General features: G+C 49.3%; 14 protein-coding genes. 5 read left to right on the plus strand and 9 right to left on the minus strand.

The window, feature by feature from the left end:
* Window positions 1-351 carry a DUF2583 domain-containing protein gene (locus EML15_RS04110; RefSeq protein WP_144273602.1) on the minus strand — a complete coding sequence of 117 codons (351 nt, stop codon included), beginning with the start codon at window positions 349-351 and terminating at the stop codon, window positions 1-3.
* A 126-nt stretch (window positions 352-477) separates the two neighbouring features.
* On the minus strand, window positions 478-1,293 hold the full coding sequence (locus EML15_RS04115) for a PRC and DUF2382 domain-containing protein (RefSeq protein WP_144273603.1): 816 nt from the start codon (window positions 1,291-1,293) through the stop codon (window positions 478-480).
* 458 nt (window positions 1,294-1,751) lie between these two features.
* Here EML15_RS04115 and EML15_RS04120 point away from each other — a divergent pair, with 458 nt between their 5' ends.
* The 5 genes from EML15_RS04120 to EML15_RS04140 are packed head-to-tail and all read left to right on the plus strand — an operon-like array spanning window position 1,752 to window position 6,077.
* Window positions 1,752-2,468 (plus strand): SDR family oxidoreductase, encoded by a 717-nt coding sequence (locus tag EML15_RS04120; protein WP_144273604.1) that lies wholly within the window; start codon window positions 1,752-1,754, stop codon window positions 2,466-2,468.
* 15 nt (window positions 2,469-2,483) lie between these two features.
* Complete coding sequence (locus tag EML15_RS04125) at window positions 2,484-3,176, plus strand: LysE family translocator (RefSeq protein ID WP_144273605.1); 693 nt, start codon at window positions 2,484-2,486, stop codon at window positions 3,174-3,176.
* 25 nt (window positions 3,177-3,201) lie between these two features.
* Entirely contained in the window at window positions 3,202-4,914 is a 1,713-nt protein-coding gene (locus EML15_RS04130; protein WP_185967172.1) for a hypothetical protein, read from the plus strand.
* Between the two features lie 39 nt (window positions 4,915-4,953).
* Window positions 4,954-5,250 (plus strand): RNA-binding S4 domain-containing protein, encoded by a 297-nt coding sequence (locus EML15_RS04135; RefSeq protein WP_144273606.1) that lies wholly within the window; start codon window positions 4,954-4,956, stop codon window positions 5,248-5,250.
* Window positions 5,250-6,077 (plus strand): VOC family protein, encoded by an 828-nt coding sequence (locus EML15_RS04140; RefSeq protein ID WP_144273607.1) that lies wholly within the window; start codon window positions 5,250-5,252, stop codon window positions 6,075-6,077. The genes EML15_RS04135 and EML15_RS04140 overlap by 1 nt, the downstream gene beginning before the upstream one ends.
* Here the strand turns inward: EML15_RS04140 and EML15_RS04145 are convergent.
* From EML15_RS04145 to EML15_RS04175, 7 genes are all read right to left on the minus strand, one after another.
* Entirely contained in the window at window positions 6,052-6,978 is a 927-nt protein-coding gene (locus EML15_RS04145; protein WP_144273608.1) for an alpha/beta hydrolase, read from the minus strand. The genes EML15_RS04140 and EML15_RS04145 overlap by 26 nt on opposite strands.
* Before the next feature lie 25 nt (window positions 6,979-7,003).
* Window positions 7,004-8,956 (minus strand): M13-type metalloendopeptidase, encoded by a 1,953-nt coding sequence (locus tag EML15_RS04150; RefSeq protein ID WP_144273609.1) that lies wholly within the window; start codon window positions 8,954-8,956, stop codon window positions 7,004-7,006.
* Between the two features lie 132 nt (window positions 8,957-9,088).
* The gene (locus EML15_RS04155; protein ID WP_255455981.1) at window positions 9,089-12,412 is read right to left on the minus strand and encodes an arabinosyltransferase domain-containing protein; all 3,324 of its coding nucleotides are present in this window, start codon (window positions 12,410-12,412) and stop codon (window positions 9,089-9,091) included.
* A 97-nt stretch (window positions 12,413-12,509) separates the two neighbouring features.
* Window positions 12,510-14,489, minus strand: coding sequence for a galactan 5-O-arabinofuranosyltransferase (locus tag EML15_RS04160; RefSeq protein ID WP_144273610.1), 1,980 nt, complete (start codon window positions 14,487-14,489; stop codon window positions 12,510-12,512).
* Between the two features lie 128 nt (window positions 14,490-14,617).
* Complete coding sequence (locus EML15_RS04165; protein ID WP_144273611.1) at window positions 14,618-15,379, minus strand: decaprenylphospho-beta-D-erythro-pentofuranosid-2-ulose 2-reductase; 762 nt, start codon at window positions 15,377-15,379, stop codon at window positions 14,618-14,620.
* A gap of 54 nt (window positions 15,380-15,433) precedes the next feature.
* On the minus strand, window positions 15,434-16,849 hold the full coding sequence (locus tag EML15_RS04170) for an FAD-binding oxidoreductase (RefSeq protein ID WP_144273612.1): 1,416 nt from the start codon (window positions 16,847-16,849) through the stop codon (window positions 15,434-15,436).
* Between the two features lie 98 nt (window positions 16,850-16,947).
* Complete coding sequence (locus EML15_RS04175; protein ID WP_144273613.1) at window positions 16,948-17,184, minus strand: hypothetical protein; 237 nt, start codon at window positions 17,182-17,184, stop codon at window positions 16,948-16,950.
* Between the last annotated feature and the right edge of the window lie 106 nt (window positions 17,185-17,290).

Below are 17,290 nucleotides of genomic sequence, written 5' to 3' on the forward strand. Positions count from 1 at the left end.
CTATCCTCTACGCGCAATGAGATTGCATAGTGCGGACAAGATAAGTGCTGCTCCGACGAAAGCTAAGAGTGCAGGGGAGAAAATTTCTGCATCCTCTTGTTGACTCATGCCATACCAAAGACCACCGAGGCTAAGAATCGTGCCGACGAACAGGGAGACAAATTGTCCTCGACTATGCAGCAACGATAATGGGAGAGTAAAGAGAGCAGCAAGAACAGAGACTACTGCTATCGGAATACCAAGCGCGCCTACGCTTCCTAGCGAAAAAACTAAGCCAACGACGATGAGGATACCGCCGAGGAGAGCCAGGGACAGTTCCGGCCAAGGTACTCGCATTTTTCGATCACTCATCTTTTTCTCCTCATAATTGCAGGTCTATAAACAGGTCATAAAAGAGCCTATATGACTATATAAAAAGCCACTGCACGCATGAGGGCATACAGTGGCTTAATGGTTCTGCGCGGTTATCGCAGGATTTTACTTCTTAGAGTTCTTCTCAACGTCGTCGGTGAACTCTACGCGCTCCTTGCGAACTTCCTCAGAGTAACGTGCAGTGTCCTGAACCTGAGTCTTTTCAAGAGAGATCTTCTCTACAGGAACAGTTTCTTTCTGAACAGTAACGCGCTCTTCGTGCAGGATAACAGAAGCCTCGTCTTCACCGATCTTGCCGTTGTAGTTAGCAGCATCCTCAGCAGAGATTGGCTCGCGCTTAACCTGAACCTCTTCACGAGTAACAGGAACTTCACCAGTCTCAGTCTCAGTAACAACGTACTTGCGGATACGAGCCTCACCGGACTGAACGCGATCCTTGTTCACAGTAAGCTGCTCTTCAGAACGAACAATGCTGTCATCATCGGTTGCAGCAGTACGACGCTCAGTAGCTGCAGCAGTCTCGGTGTTTGCAGTCTGACCAGCGAAAGTTGCCTGCTCAGTGGTGTGAGTAGTGGTGGTGTTCTCAGCAGAGTAAGACTCAACATCTTCGATAGACTCTAGACCGTAGTGAGCGTAGAGTTCTTTCTGCTCTTGTGGGTTAAGGCCCTTCTCGGAGTCAAGAGATGGAGCATCCTTGATGCGATCCTTGCTGAAAGCTAGGTGAAGCTCGTCGCCATTAAGACGGTGACCACGTAGTGGAACAAGGCTGCTGCTCAAACCGAATAGACCGTGGTTAACCTCAACGAAAGTTGGCTGACCAGTCTTGTCGTCAACGAAAATTTCCTTTACGCCACCGAGCTTGTCGCCAGCTTTGTCGTAAGCGGTTGCGTCGAATAGTGCTTTAACGCTCTTCTTAGTCATGATAAGTTGATTCCTTCCTGAATCTTTTTGTTCTAACTTTGTTCTGTCTCATTCTCTACAGTCATTGCCACTTGCATAGTGTGCACGACCTTTATGAGACGATAATTCAACCTTGCGCACTCACTCGGAACCTGTAACTTGTTCTGCTCAAGTGCACTACAACCGAGTGTATGGGCAGCTCACGGGCATTGCTAACTGTAGAATGACAGAAATAGGTTAATTATATAAGTTCGTAACCATGTGGTTTTGTTACCAAAAATATGCCCATTTTAGGTGTCTCATCAGTAGCTTGTCTGGATACGCGCATGGCGGAAATTTCGCAGAAATATGTGCGATATAACGGTTATGTAACTATATGATTGACCTAGTTTTTGGGAGTCTTTTTAGGCTCTCGACGGTCATTTTTGGCCACATGACTAACCCAAAAAAGAAACCACATAAGAAACAGGAGTGAGCAAATGTCAAAGAAGGTAGCAGTTGTCACAGGTGGGTCCTCAGGAATTGGTGAGGCCGCAGCCCGAGCCTTAGCCAAAGACGGTTGGTTGGTCATTGTCGCAGCAAGAAGGCTAGAAAGACTAGAGAAAATAGCCAAAGAAATACAGGGCGTGGCACTAGAACTCGATGTAACCGACCAGAACAGCGTCGACAAGTTTGCCGCAAAAGTAAAAGAGTACGGGCACTGCCAACTCCTAGTGAATAATGCAGGCGGCGCCAAAGGTCTTGACCCAATTGCACAAGGCAATCTCGAAGAATGGACCTGGATGTACGAAACCAATGTACTTGGCACAGTTCGAGTCACAAAAGCCCTCCTTGACCTGCTAGAAGCCGATAACGGGCAGATCATCAACATTAGCTCTGTCGCCGGTTTTAATGCTTACGCAGGTGGCGCCGGCTACAACGCGGCAAAATTCGGGGTAAGCGCGGTCAACAAAGTCATGCGCATTGAATTTGCCGACAAAAACCTACGCGTGTGCGAAATTGATCCCGGACGAGTAAAAACCGATTTCTCGCTAGTACGTTTCCGCGGCGACGCGCACAAAGCAGCACAAGTCTATGCCGACAAGCTCAACCTCACCGCAGCAGATATCGCCGAAGCAATCAGATGGGTGGCAAGCCTACCAGAACACATGAACATAGATCGCATGGTCATTACCCCACAAGATCAAGTGATTTAGTTAGAATAAATGCCCATGAGCTTAGCTTCTCTTGGTGCATTATTCATGATCTGGATCGCCGCCATCGCGTTACCCGGTCCAGATCTGCTCCAAATAATACGAGTAGGTACCAAAGATCGCCTCTCCGGTATTTATTGCGCAGCAGGAATCATGATCGGCAATACCGTGTGGATCATTGCCTCACTACTGGGAATGGCTGCCCTCATCGAAACCCAACCCATTATCCTGCACCTTATCCAACTTTTCGGTGGCGCATATATCGCCTGGATGGGCTTTGGCTCAATCAAAGCTGGATGGGCAGCACGCAATAAAACACACAGTGCCGATCAAGAGCTAATCGACGCAGCCGACAGTGCCAACCCAGCTGCCAACCCAGCTCAAAGTGCGTCGCTTAGCATGGCGCAAGCACTACGACTAGGCATTGTGACCAATCTATCCAACCCCAAAGCAATTGTGTTCTTTGCCAGCATCTTCGCACAATTCATCCAGCCAGGCATGAACATTGGTTGGACAATTGGCATCGCGCTCTTTCTCATTGTGGTCGGTTGCATATGGTTTATCGGCTTTGCCATAGCCGTTCGCGCCTTCGCACGACGTATCATTGCCAGCGGTAGTTTCATTGACATTGCCGCTGGCATCATCTTCCTCCTCATCGGACTCTACATGGTGTACGAGGGAACAAGCGCAATCATGAAACTCATTGCTTAGCAATAACTAAGAGAATGAGAGGCATATGTATACACAGAAAAGGTTGCCCAAGCAGCACAAACCGCAAGGGCGGCGTCGAGTAGCCAAAATTGCAGAACTGAGCCTGGTAGCACTAGGAATATGCACAGGAATAAACCCAGCAGGAGCCATTCCTGCCGACTCACCTCAACCAGTCATTCCTGCCTCTGCCGGCCCACAAGAATGCGTGCCATATCTTGGTGACCTCCTCAAAGGAAATGGACAATTCCCACTAGGAATTGTGCCACCAGACTACGGCACCCAAGGCTACGAACAACTCCCCCTCGCCAATAACCCAGCCCTACCAGCGCGCATTGACCTCCGCGATAACACCCAAGGCTTCAACGACCAACTAGAAGTAGCATTGCGCAACGGCGAACTATTCGTGCGCTACCGCGACCAACAACAGTGGCGCCAACTGCCCACACCAGAGTGCTTGCGCGGAAAAATTGTCAGCATATCGCTTAACGACGACGCACTCGTGGCACTCGACGCAGATGGTTGGATCTACACCCTTTCTAATTTACAATCCAGCCCACAACGCTGGGGCTGGATCAGAGCCTGGGGTGGGCCAGTATGGCTCGGCAAAGGACTCCAATCACCAACCACCAAGCCTGGACGCTGGTCCTTTAGCCTCATCGGCACGCACACAGACCGAGTGTATGACACCCCAGACGGCAAACAACAACCAGTATCTTTGGCTAAAGTAACCCAGCTAGTAGCACTCAGCGACGACGGCTCCCGTATCTACTCCCTCGACCCCTGGCTAGCACGGGATTATTCCTATGAAGTCGGCACCCCATTGAACTCGAGATTCCAAGCAGAAGCCATTTCTGCCTCCGGATCCATGATGTTTATCACCAACAAATACGGCGATATGTATACCAGACTCTCCGACTTCGACATCAACGGCTCCGATCCAGCACAATTCCGCTATGGCTGGGGTCAAGACAACCGACCCGCAGCACAAGACGCACTACAACATCGACTCGACGAACAAAGTGCACCAATCGGCCTGCCCGCCGACGACTGGCATCACCAACCCAAAATCCCCGGTAAAATCACCAATCGCATCTCCATTCACTCCACAGCACCAGGCTCCAACAACAGAGAACTACGCGTGGAAGGTATGGATGCACAAGGCCACACCGGTTTTTGGCACAAAGATCTTCGCGCCCAGCAGTGGGAGTTCACCCAAACAAATATGCCGCTGGTAGGTGCGCAATTAGAGAATTCGCCACAGGATCGGAGCTTAGAAACCCTAGTAGCTGCGTCGCCATTCAATTATCAGGGCGAGTTAGCTCCTGGCGTGAACATGAAAGTTACCGAGTTTGCCTATGCCTCACCACAACGTGATGTTGCAGTGACTATTCAAGGTAAGACATATCGTTTCACGCTCCATACCGTCGACGGCAGACTAGGCACTGCACTGTCTATGCGTATGCTGCCAATGGAATCAGAGTTTGGCTCTCGCCCAAGTGGTTTAGTTGAGGCGATTCCACGCGACTACATGGCAGCACTCGAAGTACCAGAGGAGACTCGCCAACAAGCAGCACAGGATCCAGCCTTAGCGACATTCCTGAACGGCTATCTCAAAGGCGAGCAATTCCACCAAATATATTTGCGGGTGACTCCCTCACGAATGCAAGTATGGAACTCGCCAGTAAAAGATATGGCAGTGCCAGTATTAAGCGATGTAGCCAACCTCGACTCGCTATAAAATTGCGTATAACACATAGGCAGCAATTACACTAAAGATATGCGCACACCTCAGGACGTTTATATCCGTGATGAAACGATAAAACTTGGTCAATTCATTAAGTTAGCCAATCTCGTCGACACGGGTGGTGCAGCAAAAGAAGCGATTGCTGCCGGTGAGGTAACTGTCAATGGGCACACAGATACCAGGCGCGGAAAAACATTGCGTGATGGCGATGTGATTTGCGTTGGGTCATTGTGTGCTCGGGTTGTGGCACAAAACGAAGAGCTCGAAGATTATTTCGATGAAGCCACAGCCGACGACGACTTTGACCCTGAACAGTGGAGGAATCTCTAATGCCTGCCTTCCAAGCTGAAGTGGGAATGCCTTATTGGCTCGATCTCACCAGCAGTGATAGTGCACAGTCTGTGCAGTTCTACAGTGAATTATTTGGTTGGGAAATCTCAGAATATTCCCCTGGCTATCATGTGGCACGGATCCAAGGATTGCCGGTGGCAGGAATTGTGCAGCGCGACAAAAACAGTGCACAACCAGACACATGGATTACTTATTTCCTCAGCGGCGATATTGATACGCAGTGCCAGCAGATTGCACAATTGGGCGGTCGAGTCCTGGCACCAGCTGCCGAGGTGCGGCTCGGGCGTATGGCCATTGTGGTTGATAATGCCGGTGCTGCCTTTGGGCTTATCGAACCAGGCGGCGAAGATTCTTTCATTGCCGCAGGCGAACCTGGCACACCAGTATGGCATGAACTCAGTTGCGTGAACGACTACGCTCAAGCAACCCAATTCTATGCCGACCTCTTTGAGTGGCTCATGTCTGAACAGCGCAATGAATACGGCAGCTACACCACAGCGCTTGTCGACGGCGCAGCCTTCGCCGGTATTCTTGACGCACACCAACTCTTTGCTGCTCATGTGCCCAATTTCTGGCAATCATACTTGGGCGTAGCAGATGTCGATGCTGCTGTGGTTCGTGTCCCAGAACTCGGTGGCGACATTATCCGCGAACCTTGGGATAGTGCTTTTGGTCGAATGGCCATTATTGCCGACGCCACGGGAGCCACACTGACTATATGCGAGGTTGCCGAACCAGTAGTAGAGGGCAGAGAATCAGACCCTCTTCAAGACATAGACCTCAGCAACTACCCAGAGTTTGGTTAAAAAACTCAGCAACATCGCGTACTCGTTGGCGTGCTACCTCAGGCGTAGAAATACGATGATGGGACACATAGGTTTTTACTACAACATTCTCAGCCTGTTGCACCAGTGGATAGCTACCAGCAATCTCATCGTAAGTGGCAAGCTGGAAGAGAGTACGCGGCCATGTGCTTGTCTTGGTGCACTCATGCGTGCCGCGCAACTGTTTAGGCAACATATCCAAGTCAAGGTGTGGAAAAGTTAGCGCCTGGGCGTCGAAAAGCTCGGCGCATAGGCTTGCTAACGCCCCACCTGAGGAATAACCCCACACCCCTAACCGTATGTGAGGATACTGTGCCCTGACCCAAGAGACAGCAGTATGCACATGGGCAATCACCTGATCGACATTATGCTCAGGCAACAGCGGATAATCCAGATCAAGGCACGGGATACCAGATAATTCCGCTACTGCAGCAACCTCAGGGCGCCATGCATTTTCTAAGGCAACCCCAGATCCTTTCCACCAACCACCAGGATGTAGCGTAATAATCCAGCGTTGGGTATTAGTCGATTCAGCCGTCGACGGCATAAAAAGTTGTGCATTAAGCTCAGGTATGGCCTTGAGCTGCACCTTGTCGGCAAAAGCCACACCGGGCATGGCGTGATCTAAGGCAGAACCAAGCATGAGCATACTTGCGTGAGTGAGCCGGTCAGGTAAGCGCGCATCATAAGAATCAGCCAGTGCTGGGTCGGAAGGTTGAGCAGGCGGACTTACCCAAGGGGGATTCTTCTCCGGCTGCTCATAATGCGCATGAATATAAGAACTCAGTTGCTCTAATTGCTGCTCTTGGCTTAATTGGCGATCTATCCCACCAACCTGAAACTCGTGGTTGTGTTGCTGGGCAGACGTGTTTTCCTCACTCACTATGGCTCCTACCGGGGGTTTGGGTTTACCAAATGCTTACGCGCTTATCCTCATCAATCCACATGGGGGAATCGGGTTGGACGTCGAATGCCTCATAGAGTTCGGCGATATTACCGGCAATAACATTGCAACGGAACTCGGCAGGAGAATGCGGATCAATAAGCAAATAGTTACTTGCCACCTCTGGGCGGGTCTTAGAACGCCATACCCTTGCCCACGACAAGAATAGCCGCTGCAATCCATTAAAGGTCTGACCCGATAACTCTGGTTCGGCTCCCTCAACCTCAAAGGGTAATTGTGGCGAAGAAGCGAAGTCGAGCCCTTGGTCGGCAAGGTAATTGCGATAAGCAATGACTGCCACACCTAAACCACCGAGGTCACCGATATTCTCACCCAAGGTGAACTCGCCATTGACACCAGCGGATTCGGCACCAGTGCTTGCAATGGCGTGTGGGACAAGACCCGTGAACTGCTCTACTAACTGAGCGGTTAACGCGCTAAAGGCCTCTCGATCTTCTGGAGTCCACCAGGAGTGGAGATTTCCTTGCCCATCATACTGTGAGCCTTGATCATCAAAACCATGCCCAATTTCGTGTCCGATGACAGCACCAATTGCGCCAAAGTTTTCCGCAGCATCAGCGTCAGGAGAATAAAATGGTGGACGCAAAATAGCTGCTGGGAATGTGATGTCATTGACCGTTGGATTGTAAAACGCATTGACTGTTTGTGGTGTGGAATGCCACCGATCCCGGTCAATAGGAGCACCAATGGTACTGAGCTGATACTCATGCTCAAAAGCAGCACCAGCACGTACATTGGCTACCAGATCCTTACCCAGTGGGGAGAAGTCGAGTGCGGAATAATCCCGCCAGCTATCTGTATAACCAATTTTCGCCCGGAACTGCGCAAGTTTTTCTAAAGCACGCTCGCGAGTAGCTGGGCTCATCCACTGCAAGGCACTAATGCGCTCATGATAAGCCTTAATGAGATAATCAACTAATCCCAACATATCTGTTTTGGAGGAAGGCGGGAAATGGCGTTGCACAAAATGCTGCCCAATTTCTTCCCCGACAAGTCCTTCAGCTGTTGCCACTGCGCGTTTCCATCGAGCCCGCTGTTCGGTAGCGCCAGAGAGAACAGTGCCATAAAACTCAAAATTCTTTGCTGAGATTTCCTCGCTTAAGTACGCGGCGCGAGAGAGCAAAATATGCCACAGTGCCCAGAGTCGGAAATCTTCCAGGCTATGCGTACTTTCTTCAGAAAAGAGACTGATGAGATGATCTAAATAATCTGGCATTCGTACATTAAGTCGATGCTCAGGTAGTCCCATAGCCCGCAAATACGTTTGGATAAGATCAGGTAAGTCGGCAAACTCAGTGGGATTATTGGTCTTGATCGCGTCACGACTTGCCACCACATCCCAATGCCCAGCAGCAATACTCTTTTCCACTGCAACAATACGTGCTGCTGCTTCTGTAGGCGAAACTCCTAAAATATCTGGTGCTAAGAAACCAAGCATGGCGACCACATGCTTTTCATAGGCAGCAAGAATCTCTGCTTGTGCTTGTTCTCGGTAGTAGGCTTCATTAGGCAATCCCAGTCCCGACTGGAATACATAAGCAACAGCGTCTTCGCTGGCAGAGTCCTTAGCCACCCAAAAGTTCAACAGACCACTGACTCCGGTTGCGTCCAGCTTACCCAAGGAACTCAGAAAAGCAGCTGCCGACTCAGTGGAAATACTGCGGATATCTTCGTCGATAGCACCTGTACCGGCACTATTTACCCCATCAGTATCCATGAAGGATTGGTAGAGCACCCCAGCAAGTGAGTCTTTTTCCTCCTGCACAATGGCGTGTACATCTTCTTCTGCTTGGTCACGCAGGGCAAGAAAGACACCATCGGCGCCACGATCGGCGGGAATCTCGTGGTTATCTATCCAAGGACCATTGACAAGACGGTAGAGATCATGAAGTTTCATGTGCCCTACTTTAATAAAAAATACGCGCCAAGGACGCAGATCTGCGCATTTTTGCTTTTCGACGCCCAGCCAATACAAAAGCGAGCCGGAAACAATAGTGTTCTGCGGCTCGCTCTATAGCACTGGATGAGGCTAGTTATTCTCAGTATTAGTGCTCATGGTGCTTGGTTTCCATAGCCCTGAGCGGGTGATAACCTCGGTGTCAATTTTTGCTAATTGTGGAGCTTGACCTAGGGAATTAGGACGTTGCTTGAGCACTTCAATAGAACCCCAGTCGCGCAGCCAATCGTCTTTAGCGTAGCTTGGCATGAGATAGCTATAGTTCACTGCTTCTGCAGTACCCATGATGCCACCGCCATAATAGTCCTGGAAGTAAGTAACATCACTTTCTACATCATAATCAGGTAAAATGCGGTACTCAGGGATTTCTGCCACACCGGCATAGTGCCCGAAAGGACGCTGGCATGGGAATTGGAATGCAGTAGACCAGTCAATGAGTGTTGGCGCAGTGCCAACAACATTGTTGAGCGTATCGAGTGTAGGAACTCGCGGTGGGGTAAAGGCTAACCATTGTTTTGGATCCAAGCTGGAATCAATGGCGTGGAGACGAATCACATTGGCGTCGGCAGGCAAATCCGCTAACGGCAAGCGTAGATTACGCCAAATAGAAGTGTGTGCCAGTGGGTCTAACATGGTTGTTTCGCCAAGTTCAGTAACAGAACCATCAGGATTGCTCTTACCGTATTGCACAACCAATGATTGCCCATTTTGTAGCACACCATTGATATCAGTTGATTGGATACGACCAGCCACACTGACCACTACCAAAGGTGCTTGTTCTTTCGCTTGCGGCAGCGAGTACCAATTGGTAAATGCTTCTGAATATGTTTGAGAATCTAGCGAGAAAGAACCAGTGACTGGCACCCTGCTTGGATCTAAGTCAAAGGGCAAAATAGCGAAGGAACCATTGACACCACTGCCGTCGAGTGGAGTCTCTTCACTGGTTTCAGTTTCCTCAGTGTTTTCTGATGCTGGAACTGGCTTAGCGAGACTTTCTACAGTAGCAGTTGGGGAATCCTCCTCTACCTGGGTAGGGATATTATTTGGTCCAAAGCCACGGTTTTCCTCGTTCTCTAGCGACGCACCTAGTTCACTACCATCTAGCACTGGAAGGAAAGAATCGTTGCTATTAGTCTCTACCAGGATATTATCTGCCATTGCACAAGTTTGACCTTTGAGGGTACGCAGATTACCTAACCCAACGGAATACGCTGGGTATTGTGCTGCAAAGCCCTTTGCAAAACTAGCGCAGGAGAACAATACAGAAATAATGCACGCGACAGCGATGGGTGCCGAGGCTATGCCAGCAAACCTAGCTGCCTTAAAGCGATTGCGTGCTTCTTCTTTGGCTACTGCCGCAGCACCACCTTCTTCTTGAACAATGGTGGTGTGTAGATCTTTACTATATGATTGCAACGCGCCGATGAAAATGACAATCACTGAGATGACTAGCATAACGGTACCGGCCTCAATGTGATTGACCTGGATGGTCTTGTCGAACCACGGGATACCGTAGCTGGAAACATACCACCAACCATTAGTAGCAGATAGTGCGAATGCGAAAACGAGCAGGATAATACCAGTGATTAAGGTGCGAGTGCGTTTTGCTTGCAACGCAAATTGAGACAATGCCACTGCTGCTAATCCACCAATTACACCACCAAAACCGGCGAAAATACCAAAGTGGTGTGTCCACTTGGTTGGGGTGAAAATGAGGAAGAAGAAAGTAAAGAGCAGCACGAGAATAAGACGAATAACCGATCCGTGGTTAGTGCCCGGTATTTTGCGGTTGCGCAGCACTGAAACAATAACTAGGACGAGCGACACCATCAAGAACAAGAACGCGAAACGACGAGCAAAAGAACCGTCAACAGTTGTTTGCATCAACGTGGTGTAGCGGAAGTATTCTTGGTACCAGCTCAGGGATGGACCTTTTTCGCTTCGCACTCGTATAGATTCCAAAACAGACATCAAGGTTTGATCGGAAAATACTGCCACTAGCACTGAGAATCCTGCAGCGAAAAATGGGGCGAGCAGCGCTAGCCATGCGCCACCACGTGCAACTTTTGTTTCAGTTCTGGCAAGGCTGCTGGTGCGTCGGTAGATAATTCCCAAAACCCCAGACAAGCAGGCAAGCAAAGCCGCTACCGCCATAAGGCCAGTAGGGCCACACGCGAGTGTGAAAGCAGCGGTAGCAGTACCAAGTGCAGCTGGTAATAAGCGATCGGTGGCAATTGCTCGCTCAAAGAGTACCCATGTGGATAGGGCGCCAAAGGCAATAATTGGTTCTGGACGCAGACCGTTGTCATAAGCCATATAGAACGCGAGGAACATGAAAGCCGCAGTCCACTGTGCGACGCGGCGTCCGCTAATTTTTTCACCCAATGTTGGCAAAATCATGCGGGAGATAAGGAACCACATTCCCAGAGCAGCTATGAAGGCGGGTAGGCGCAACCAAGTCGATGCTGTATTGAACTGTGACATCAAGGCAATGAGGTCATAGTAAGGAGCGCCGAAAGGTGATTCTGGGGCACCAAACCAACGATAATAATTTGCCATATACCCGGAGCTATGCGACGCCTTTGCCATCGTAATGATGAACCCATCGTCGGAAGTATTAGCGCCAAAGAAGTACCAGAAGGTCAAAAGGGCACCAACGATAGCGTCAAGGAATGTGGGACGCCAACTTTTGGCGGTCAAGGAATGAATGCGACCACGCCCATCATGGCGATCAATTCGGAACAAGGTAATCAACGAAATGATGGTGAGAACAACGCCCAATGCCATTGCGCTGAATTTGAGCAAGGAAGGGCTGGAGGTAAAACGAGAGTTGATCTCTACATTGACAGAGAGCCCATTGGCAATTAAGGCTTGAGCAGCATCGGGGCGCGTGTCATCTAGCTCAGTATAAATACCAGTGATTTGTGGGCGGCTGTCTTCTTCAATAGTCGCTGCGTATTCTTTGCCTTTTTCGTCGAAAGCGCCTGGGATGGCGACAGTCGTTTCTTTTTCGCCGGAATGAATGACGAGTTTGGCGTCGGCAGGCAATTGTTGTACTTGCTGTGCAGAAAGGTTAATGATGACCTTTTCTCGCACAATAACATCAATTCCGCCTTCTGCAGAACGTATGAAAAGACCACGCGACGTTGCTTTTTTGCTATCCAGAGGCAGTGTGCCTAGAACTAGCTGCTGATTCTCACGAAGATCTCCAATCGCGGAGATTGGCACCGTGACATCCATTTTTTCTGGTGCATAACTCTCCAGCGGCGCATTGATACTGCTTAATGAGGAGTTCTGTGGCCAGGATAGTGAAGACTGAACCTGGTTCACTGGTAAAAATGGGGTGAGGATGAAAAGCATCATCCCCAATAAGCCAGTGACAAGGCTAGTGAGCACTAATTGCTTAGGTACAAACTGTGTTTTTTTTTACCGGATAAAGACACAAAAAATAAGTGTAGCTTATCTCTTACGTTTCTTCTAACCCAATGTCCACTTAGTGCACTCTAGTCACCACAACGAATGGTCCAATTTCTGTGATACTAAACTCAGATGAATCGAAGCTAGCAGGATTGAACTTAATGCCGCGAAGTCGAACATTGGGATTATTCGGGTAAATATCTTCAGCCAAGTTGTAGGTCCATCCCTCGGAATCATCCTTATGACCACGGAAAATGAACACATCAGGAGCCCGCCAAGGGGAACGACCAAGTGCATCAAGGAATGCTTGTGGCTCTTTGAGCTCATCCCAGGTTTGCTCAGCCCATTGCTCAATCAGTTTGTTGCGCTGATCGAACTCACCAAGCGGATTAGCATAATGGCTCGTAAAAGCCTGGAACCCATAGTAGGGGTAGTAAGACAAGAAATCGTTTTCACTTGTGAGGACGATGGCATTTTCTGGGGTATAACCATGTGAGCGAATCTCTTGGTCAAGTTCGGCAAAATACTGCCCCGAATCAGCTGGGTATCTATCTGCGCGCTCACCATTACCATCAGTTTCGGTATAGGCAAGATCAATAGCATGAGCATTGCGATTAGGGATTTCTTGAGCATATTTAATGCCAGCACACATCAGAATAACTGTTAACGCAATAGTAATAGTGCGCGATACCCGTGGTGAGAAACGCTCCGGGTAGAGACGATGTATCCCCACTAAACGCAGGTCAGCTAACCCAAGCACCCCTGCTACTGCCAGAATAAGCGTAACGACGATATCCAAACGGAATCCCAGCAATGTCGAACCCGCCAGAGTGGTAGACATGGACGCAAGAATCCACCCATAGAAAATAATAAGACTCAACCCTAGGGCGCGGACACTGGGTTCGCGGAAGTTAACGATCAGGTACAACACACCAATGAAACATAAAATTCCGACGACGCTCGCCGCAAGCATGGGCAATGGTATTTGTGTTCCCTCAATGGGCAGGTAATGCGTTGCTGTAGCACCTGAGGTGTGCTCACCTTTTAGCAAGGCGAGAAGATAAGGAGCCCATACAGACGCTGCGATGAGCATGGAGCCACAACCAATAATGATCACGCTGAGAATTGGTTTCCAACTACGCTCAAAGAAAGCAGCGAGAATACCAGAGAGAAACACAATGCTGAGTGCGATTGTGGCAGTAAACAAGGTGTATGAGGAGGCAGAGATGCCGAGATAAACACTCAAGCCCACAATGGCAAAACTACTGCCCATTAACGCCCGGTACGTGATAATGGCTGCTGCAGGTGCGCCAAGGGCAATGATTGCAGCGTAGGGTTCTTGAGCGCTCATTACCAAAGCAATGGCAGTGCTTACTAGGGCAATGGCAGTGGCGACGGCTAGGCTGCCGCTAATGCGTTGCCATACGGGAACGAGCATACAGCTTGCACCGGCTAAGGAGACTAATGCCCAAGGCTGAAATGCTTCCCAGCCGGATAGGTGCATGATATTGGCAAAGCGACCGCCAAGCCAGAACCATCCAGCAGGGTAGAAAGCAGGCAGATCTGCATAGTTCATGTCAGATAAGTGCCATGTTTGGGTGAGTCGGGTGAGATATTGAGTGCGAAAACCTTGGTCTACTGCAACGCCGTCGAGGTAGAGCTTGGTGGCAGAGAGGGGAATTGCTAGGGCACCAATAACGAGCCCAGCGGGGCTGAGGTAAGAAACAGCATAGGTTAGTGCTCGTCGCCATGCGGGGATAGCACGTTCTGTTCGCTGATCATTAACCAGTGCACTCAATAAAATTCCGGTAATGACCACGACAATAACAATGCTAAATGTGGCAAGTGATCGAGAGACAAGGGAGCCGCCAAAGGCAGGCAATGAAGTGGACTTGAGGATAAGCCAAGCGATTAAAGTAAGGAAACCGCCAGCTAGGACGGCAGCTGTCATAGCGCCCAGGGTTGCTTTGCGACTAAGGGGATTGGGAGTAAAACCAACATCCATGTGGAATCGTGAAATGGACGGGGAATCTGCTGCGCTTGTAGTTGTTGTCATACTGTGCTCCCTATGCACCCTGTGCTCCCTAGTCTGTTGAGTGTTTTAGTGGCGCACTCGGTATGAGTACGCCACTGTATTCATCGGACTGTATCAAATTGTGATACATGGTGTGTATATCGCAAGGATTAGAAAGGTAATTTTCTAAAAATTGCTTGCGGAATAAAGTTAAATGCTAACGAGACATAGCGGAATAGTGGATGCACAAAGATGGTGTCTTTCTTTGCAATAACTGCTTCAACTGTTGCTTTAGCGACATCCTCACGGTTTACTGTCAATGGTGCTTCACCTGCGTCAGCAGACATCTTGGTGCGCACTTGACCAGGGCGTACGACGAGAACTCGAGCACCATATTCTTTTAGTGCTTCACCGAGGTTGAGGTAGAAACCGTCCATGCCAGCTTTTGCAGCACCATAGACAAAGTTTGAGCGTCGAACGCGCTGACCTGCTACGGAGGAAAGGGCAACGATAGTGCCGTGACCTTGTTGCTTAAACTTTTGGGCAAGGAGCACACCGACTGATACTGGTGCTGTGTAGTTGGTTTGTGCGCTGCGTACTGCTAGGTCATGTTCTTGCCAGAGACGTTCTTGATCCCCAAGAGTGCCAAAGGCAACAATGGCGATATCGACGTCACCATGAGCGAAGGCATCGTCGATTACCTGAGGGTGTTTATCAAAGTCAGTTGCGTCAAAGTCAAGGACGCTGACGTCGGTCGCGCCTGCTTGTTTTATTTGATCTATGGCTGCTTCGAGACGTGGCGAGCGCGAACGTGCTGCCAATGTGACGTGTGCACTGCTGTGCGTGAGGAATTCAGTAACTATGGCGAGTCCAATTTCTGAAGTGCCACCGAGTAAAAGGATATTTTGTACTTGACCTACAGCGTTGAGCATGGAAAAACTTTCTGAATAATCTGAGTGACGTGGGCGAATAGATGATGCAGCGGATTAGTGTAGTTCCAGGCGACGAGACATATCAGAAGCAAATACACCTGTTGGATCAATGGCGTTGCGTGTTTCTAACCAGCCTTGGATGCCTGGGTACATCTTGTGGAAGTTTTCTGCTGAGGTGCGAGATTCCTTAGCAAGATAGAGTCTGCCACCAAATTCAATGACGCGCTGATCAAGGTCGTCGAGGAACTTACCTAGACCAGGTTTGATGGGGAAGTCCACGCATACATTCCAACCCTTCATTGGATAAGACAGCGGTGCTTTGTTACCTTCGCCGAAGAGCTTAAAGACATTCAGCGCGGAATAATGACCAGAACGCTGCATATCGCGAATAATGTCCTTGAATGGCTCTACTGCCTCAGTAGGTACCACGAATTGATATTGCAAGAATCCTTTAGAACCATAACCGCGGTTCCATTCTCCAATGAGATCAAGTGGCTGATAGAACTGAGTAAGATTTTTCACCTTATTACGAGAAGGGGCTCCCATGAGGAAGTAGGCTTCACCGATTGCCGAAAGGGTGAGCTTATTCATGGTAAAAGAAGGGAAAATATCGGGAACTGTCATCAGCTGCGGCGCATTGAACTTAAGTGGTTCTTTGGCTAGCCGTGGTGCTAATTCTTCTAATTGTGCCAAGGTGGCAAGTGAACCCCGAGAAATTGTGGAGCGACCAAGTTTTGGTTCTGGTGAGATCACATCGAACCAGGCTGAGGAGTAGGTGTAATTAACCTCTGAGCCATCGGAGTGGAATGCGACTGTTTCGTCAAGGTTATCTGTGCGGTCGGTGTCTGCGATGAAATATGCTGTTTCGGTTTTGGTCATGCGGATTTGTGCGCGCACAATAATGCCGGTGAGCCCCATACCGCCGACGGTTGCCCAGAATAGGCTGCCATCAGGATCATCGTCTGATCCTTCAGGGGTCAGATGTAGAATACGACCGTCAGCAACGAGCAATTCCATAGATACAACGTGATCGCCAAAAGAACCTGCTGAGTGGTGGTTTTTACCATGAATATCTGGACCAATGGCACCACCAATGGTCACTTGGCGTGTACCAGGCAGCACTGGCACCCACAAACCATAGGGTAGGGCAGCTTTCATGAGTTGGTCGAGGGTAACACCACCATCAACATCAACAATTGCTGTTTCTGGGTCGATGGAGTGGATTTTGTTCAGTGGCTGCATATCGACAACCAACCCGCCAGAGTTTTGTGCTGGATCGCCGTAGGAACGACCCATACCGCGGGCGATAATGCCACGCTTGAGGTGATCTGGTTTATCTGAGTTATCTTGGGCAACAACAGTGACAGCCTTGATGATTTCCGCTAGATCTGGTGTGGATAGCACCTGGGAAGTGGCTGGTGCAGTACGACCCCACCCAGTGAGTTTCTTGGCAGTTGTATGTAATTCCATAAGGTTCGTAGTACCTGTCTCTATCGTTTTTTCTTGCTTTAACTCTCAACTCTACCTGTCTTTTGGATAAAGTTCGGGTTGCATAGCTGAAGAAAAACTTATAAGTCGAGCATTTCGCGTATTTCTTGTGGCAATTCTTCTTGGGAAGTGATTTGCGGTCCAGTATAAGAATCTAAAATTTCATAGACCCTGAGTCTGGATACACTGTCGAGTAGCGGAAGTTCCTGGGCGATAAGCCTGGTCATAAATTGGTTCATCGGGGTATGAGTATGTTCTGCTGCAATATGACCAGGTTCTTGTTTCTGCCGCTGGAATAAAGAGAACTTTTTGCGCATAAGAAAATTTTAGCTTTCGACGTCCATCCTTGGGTGAAAAACAGGATAGCGAATAAGAATTTACTGCCTTTAGCTGGGAAAATGCTTTTATCCCGGACTTTATCCT

Source organism: Corynebacterium sp. sy017 (assembly GCF_017918135.1).
Taxonomy (GTDB): domain Bacteria; phylum Actinomycetota; class Actinomycetes; order Mycobacteriales; family Mycobacteriaceae; genus Corynebacterium.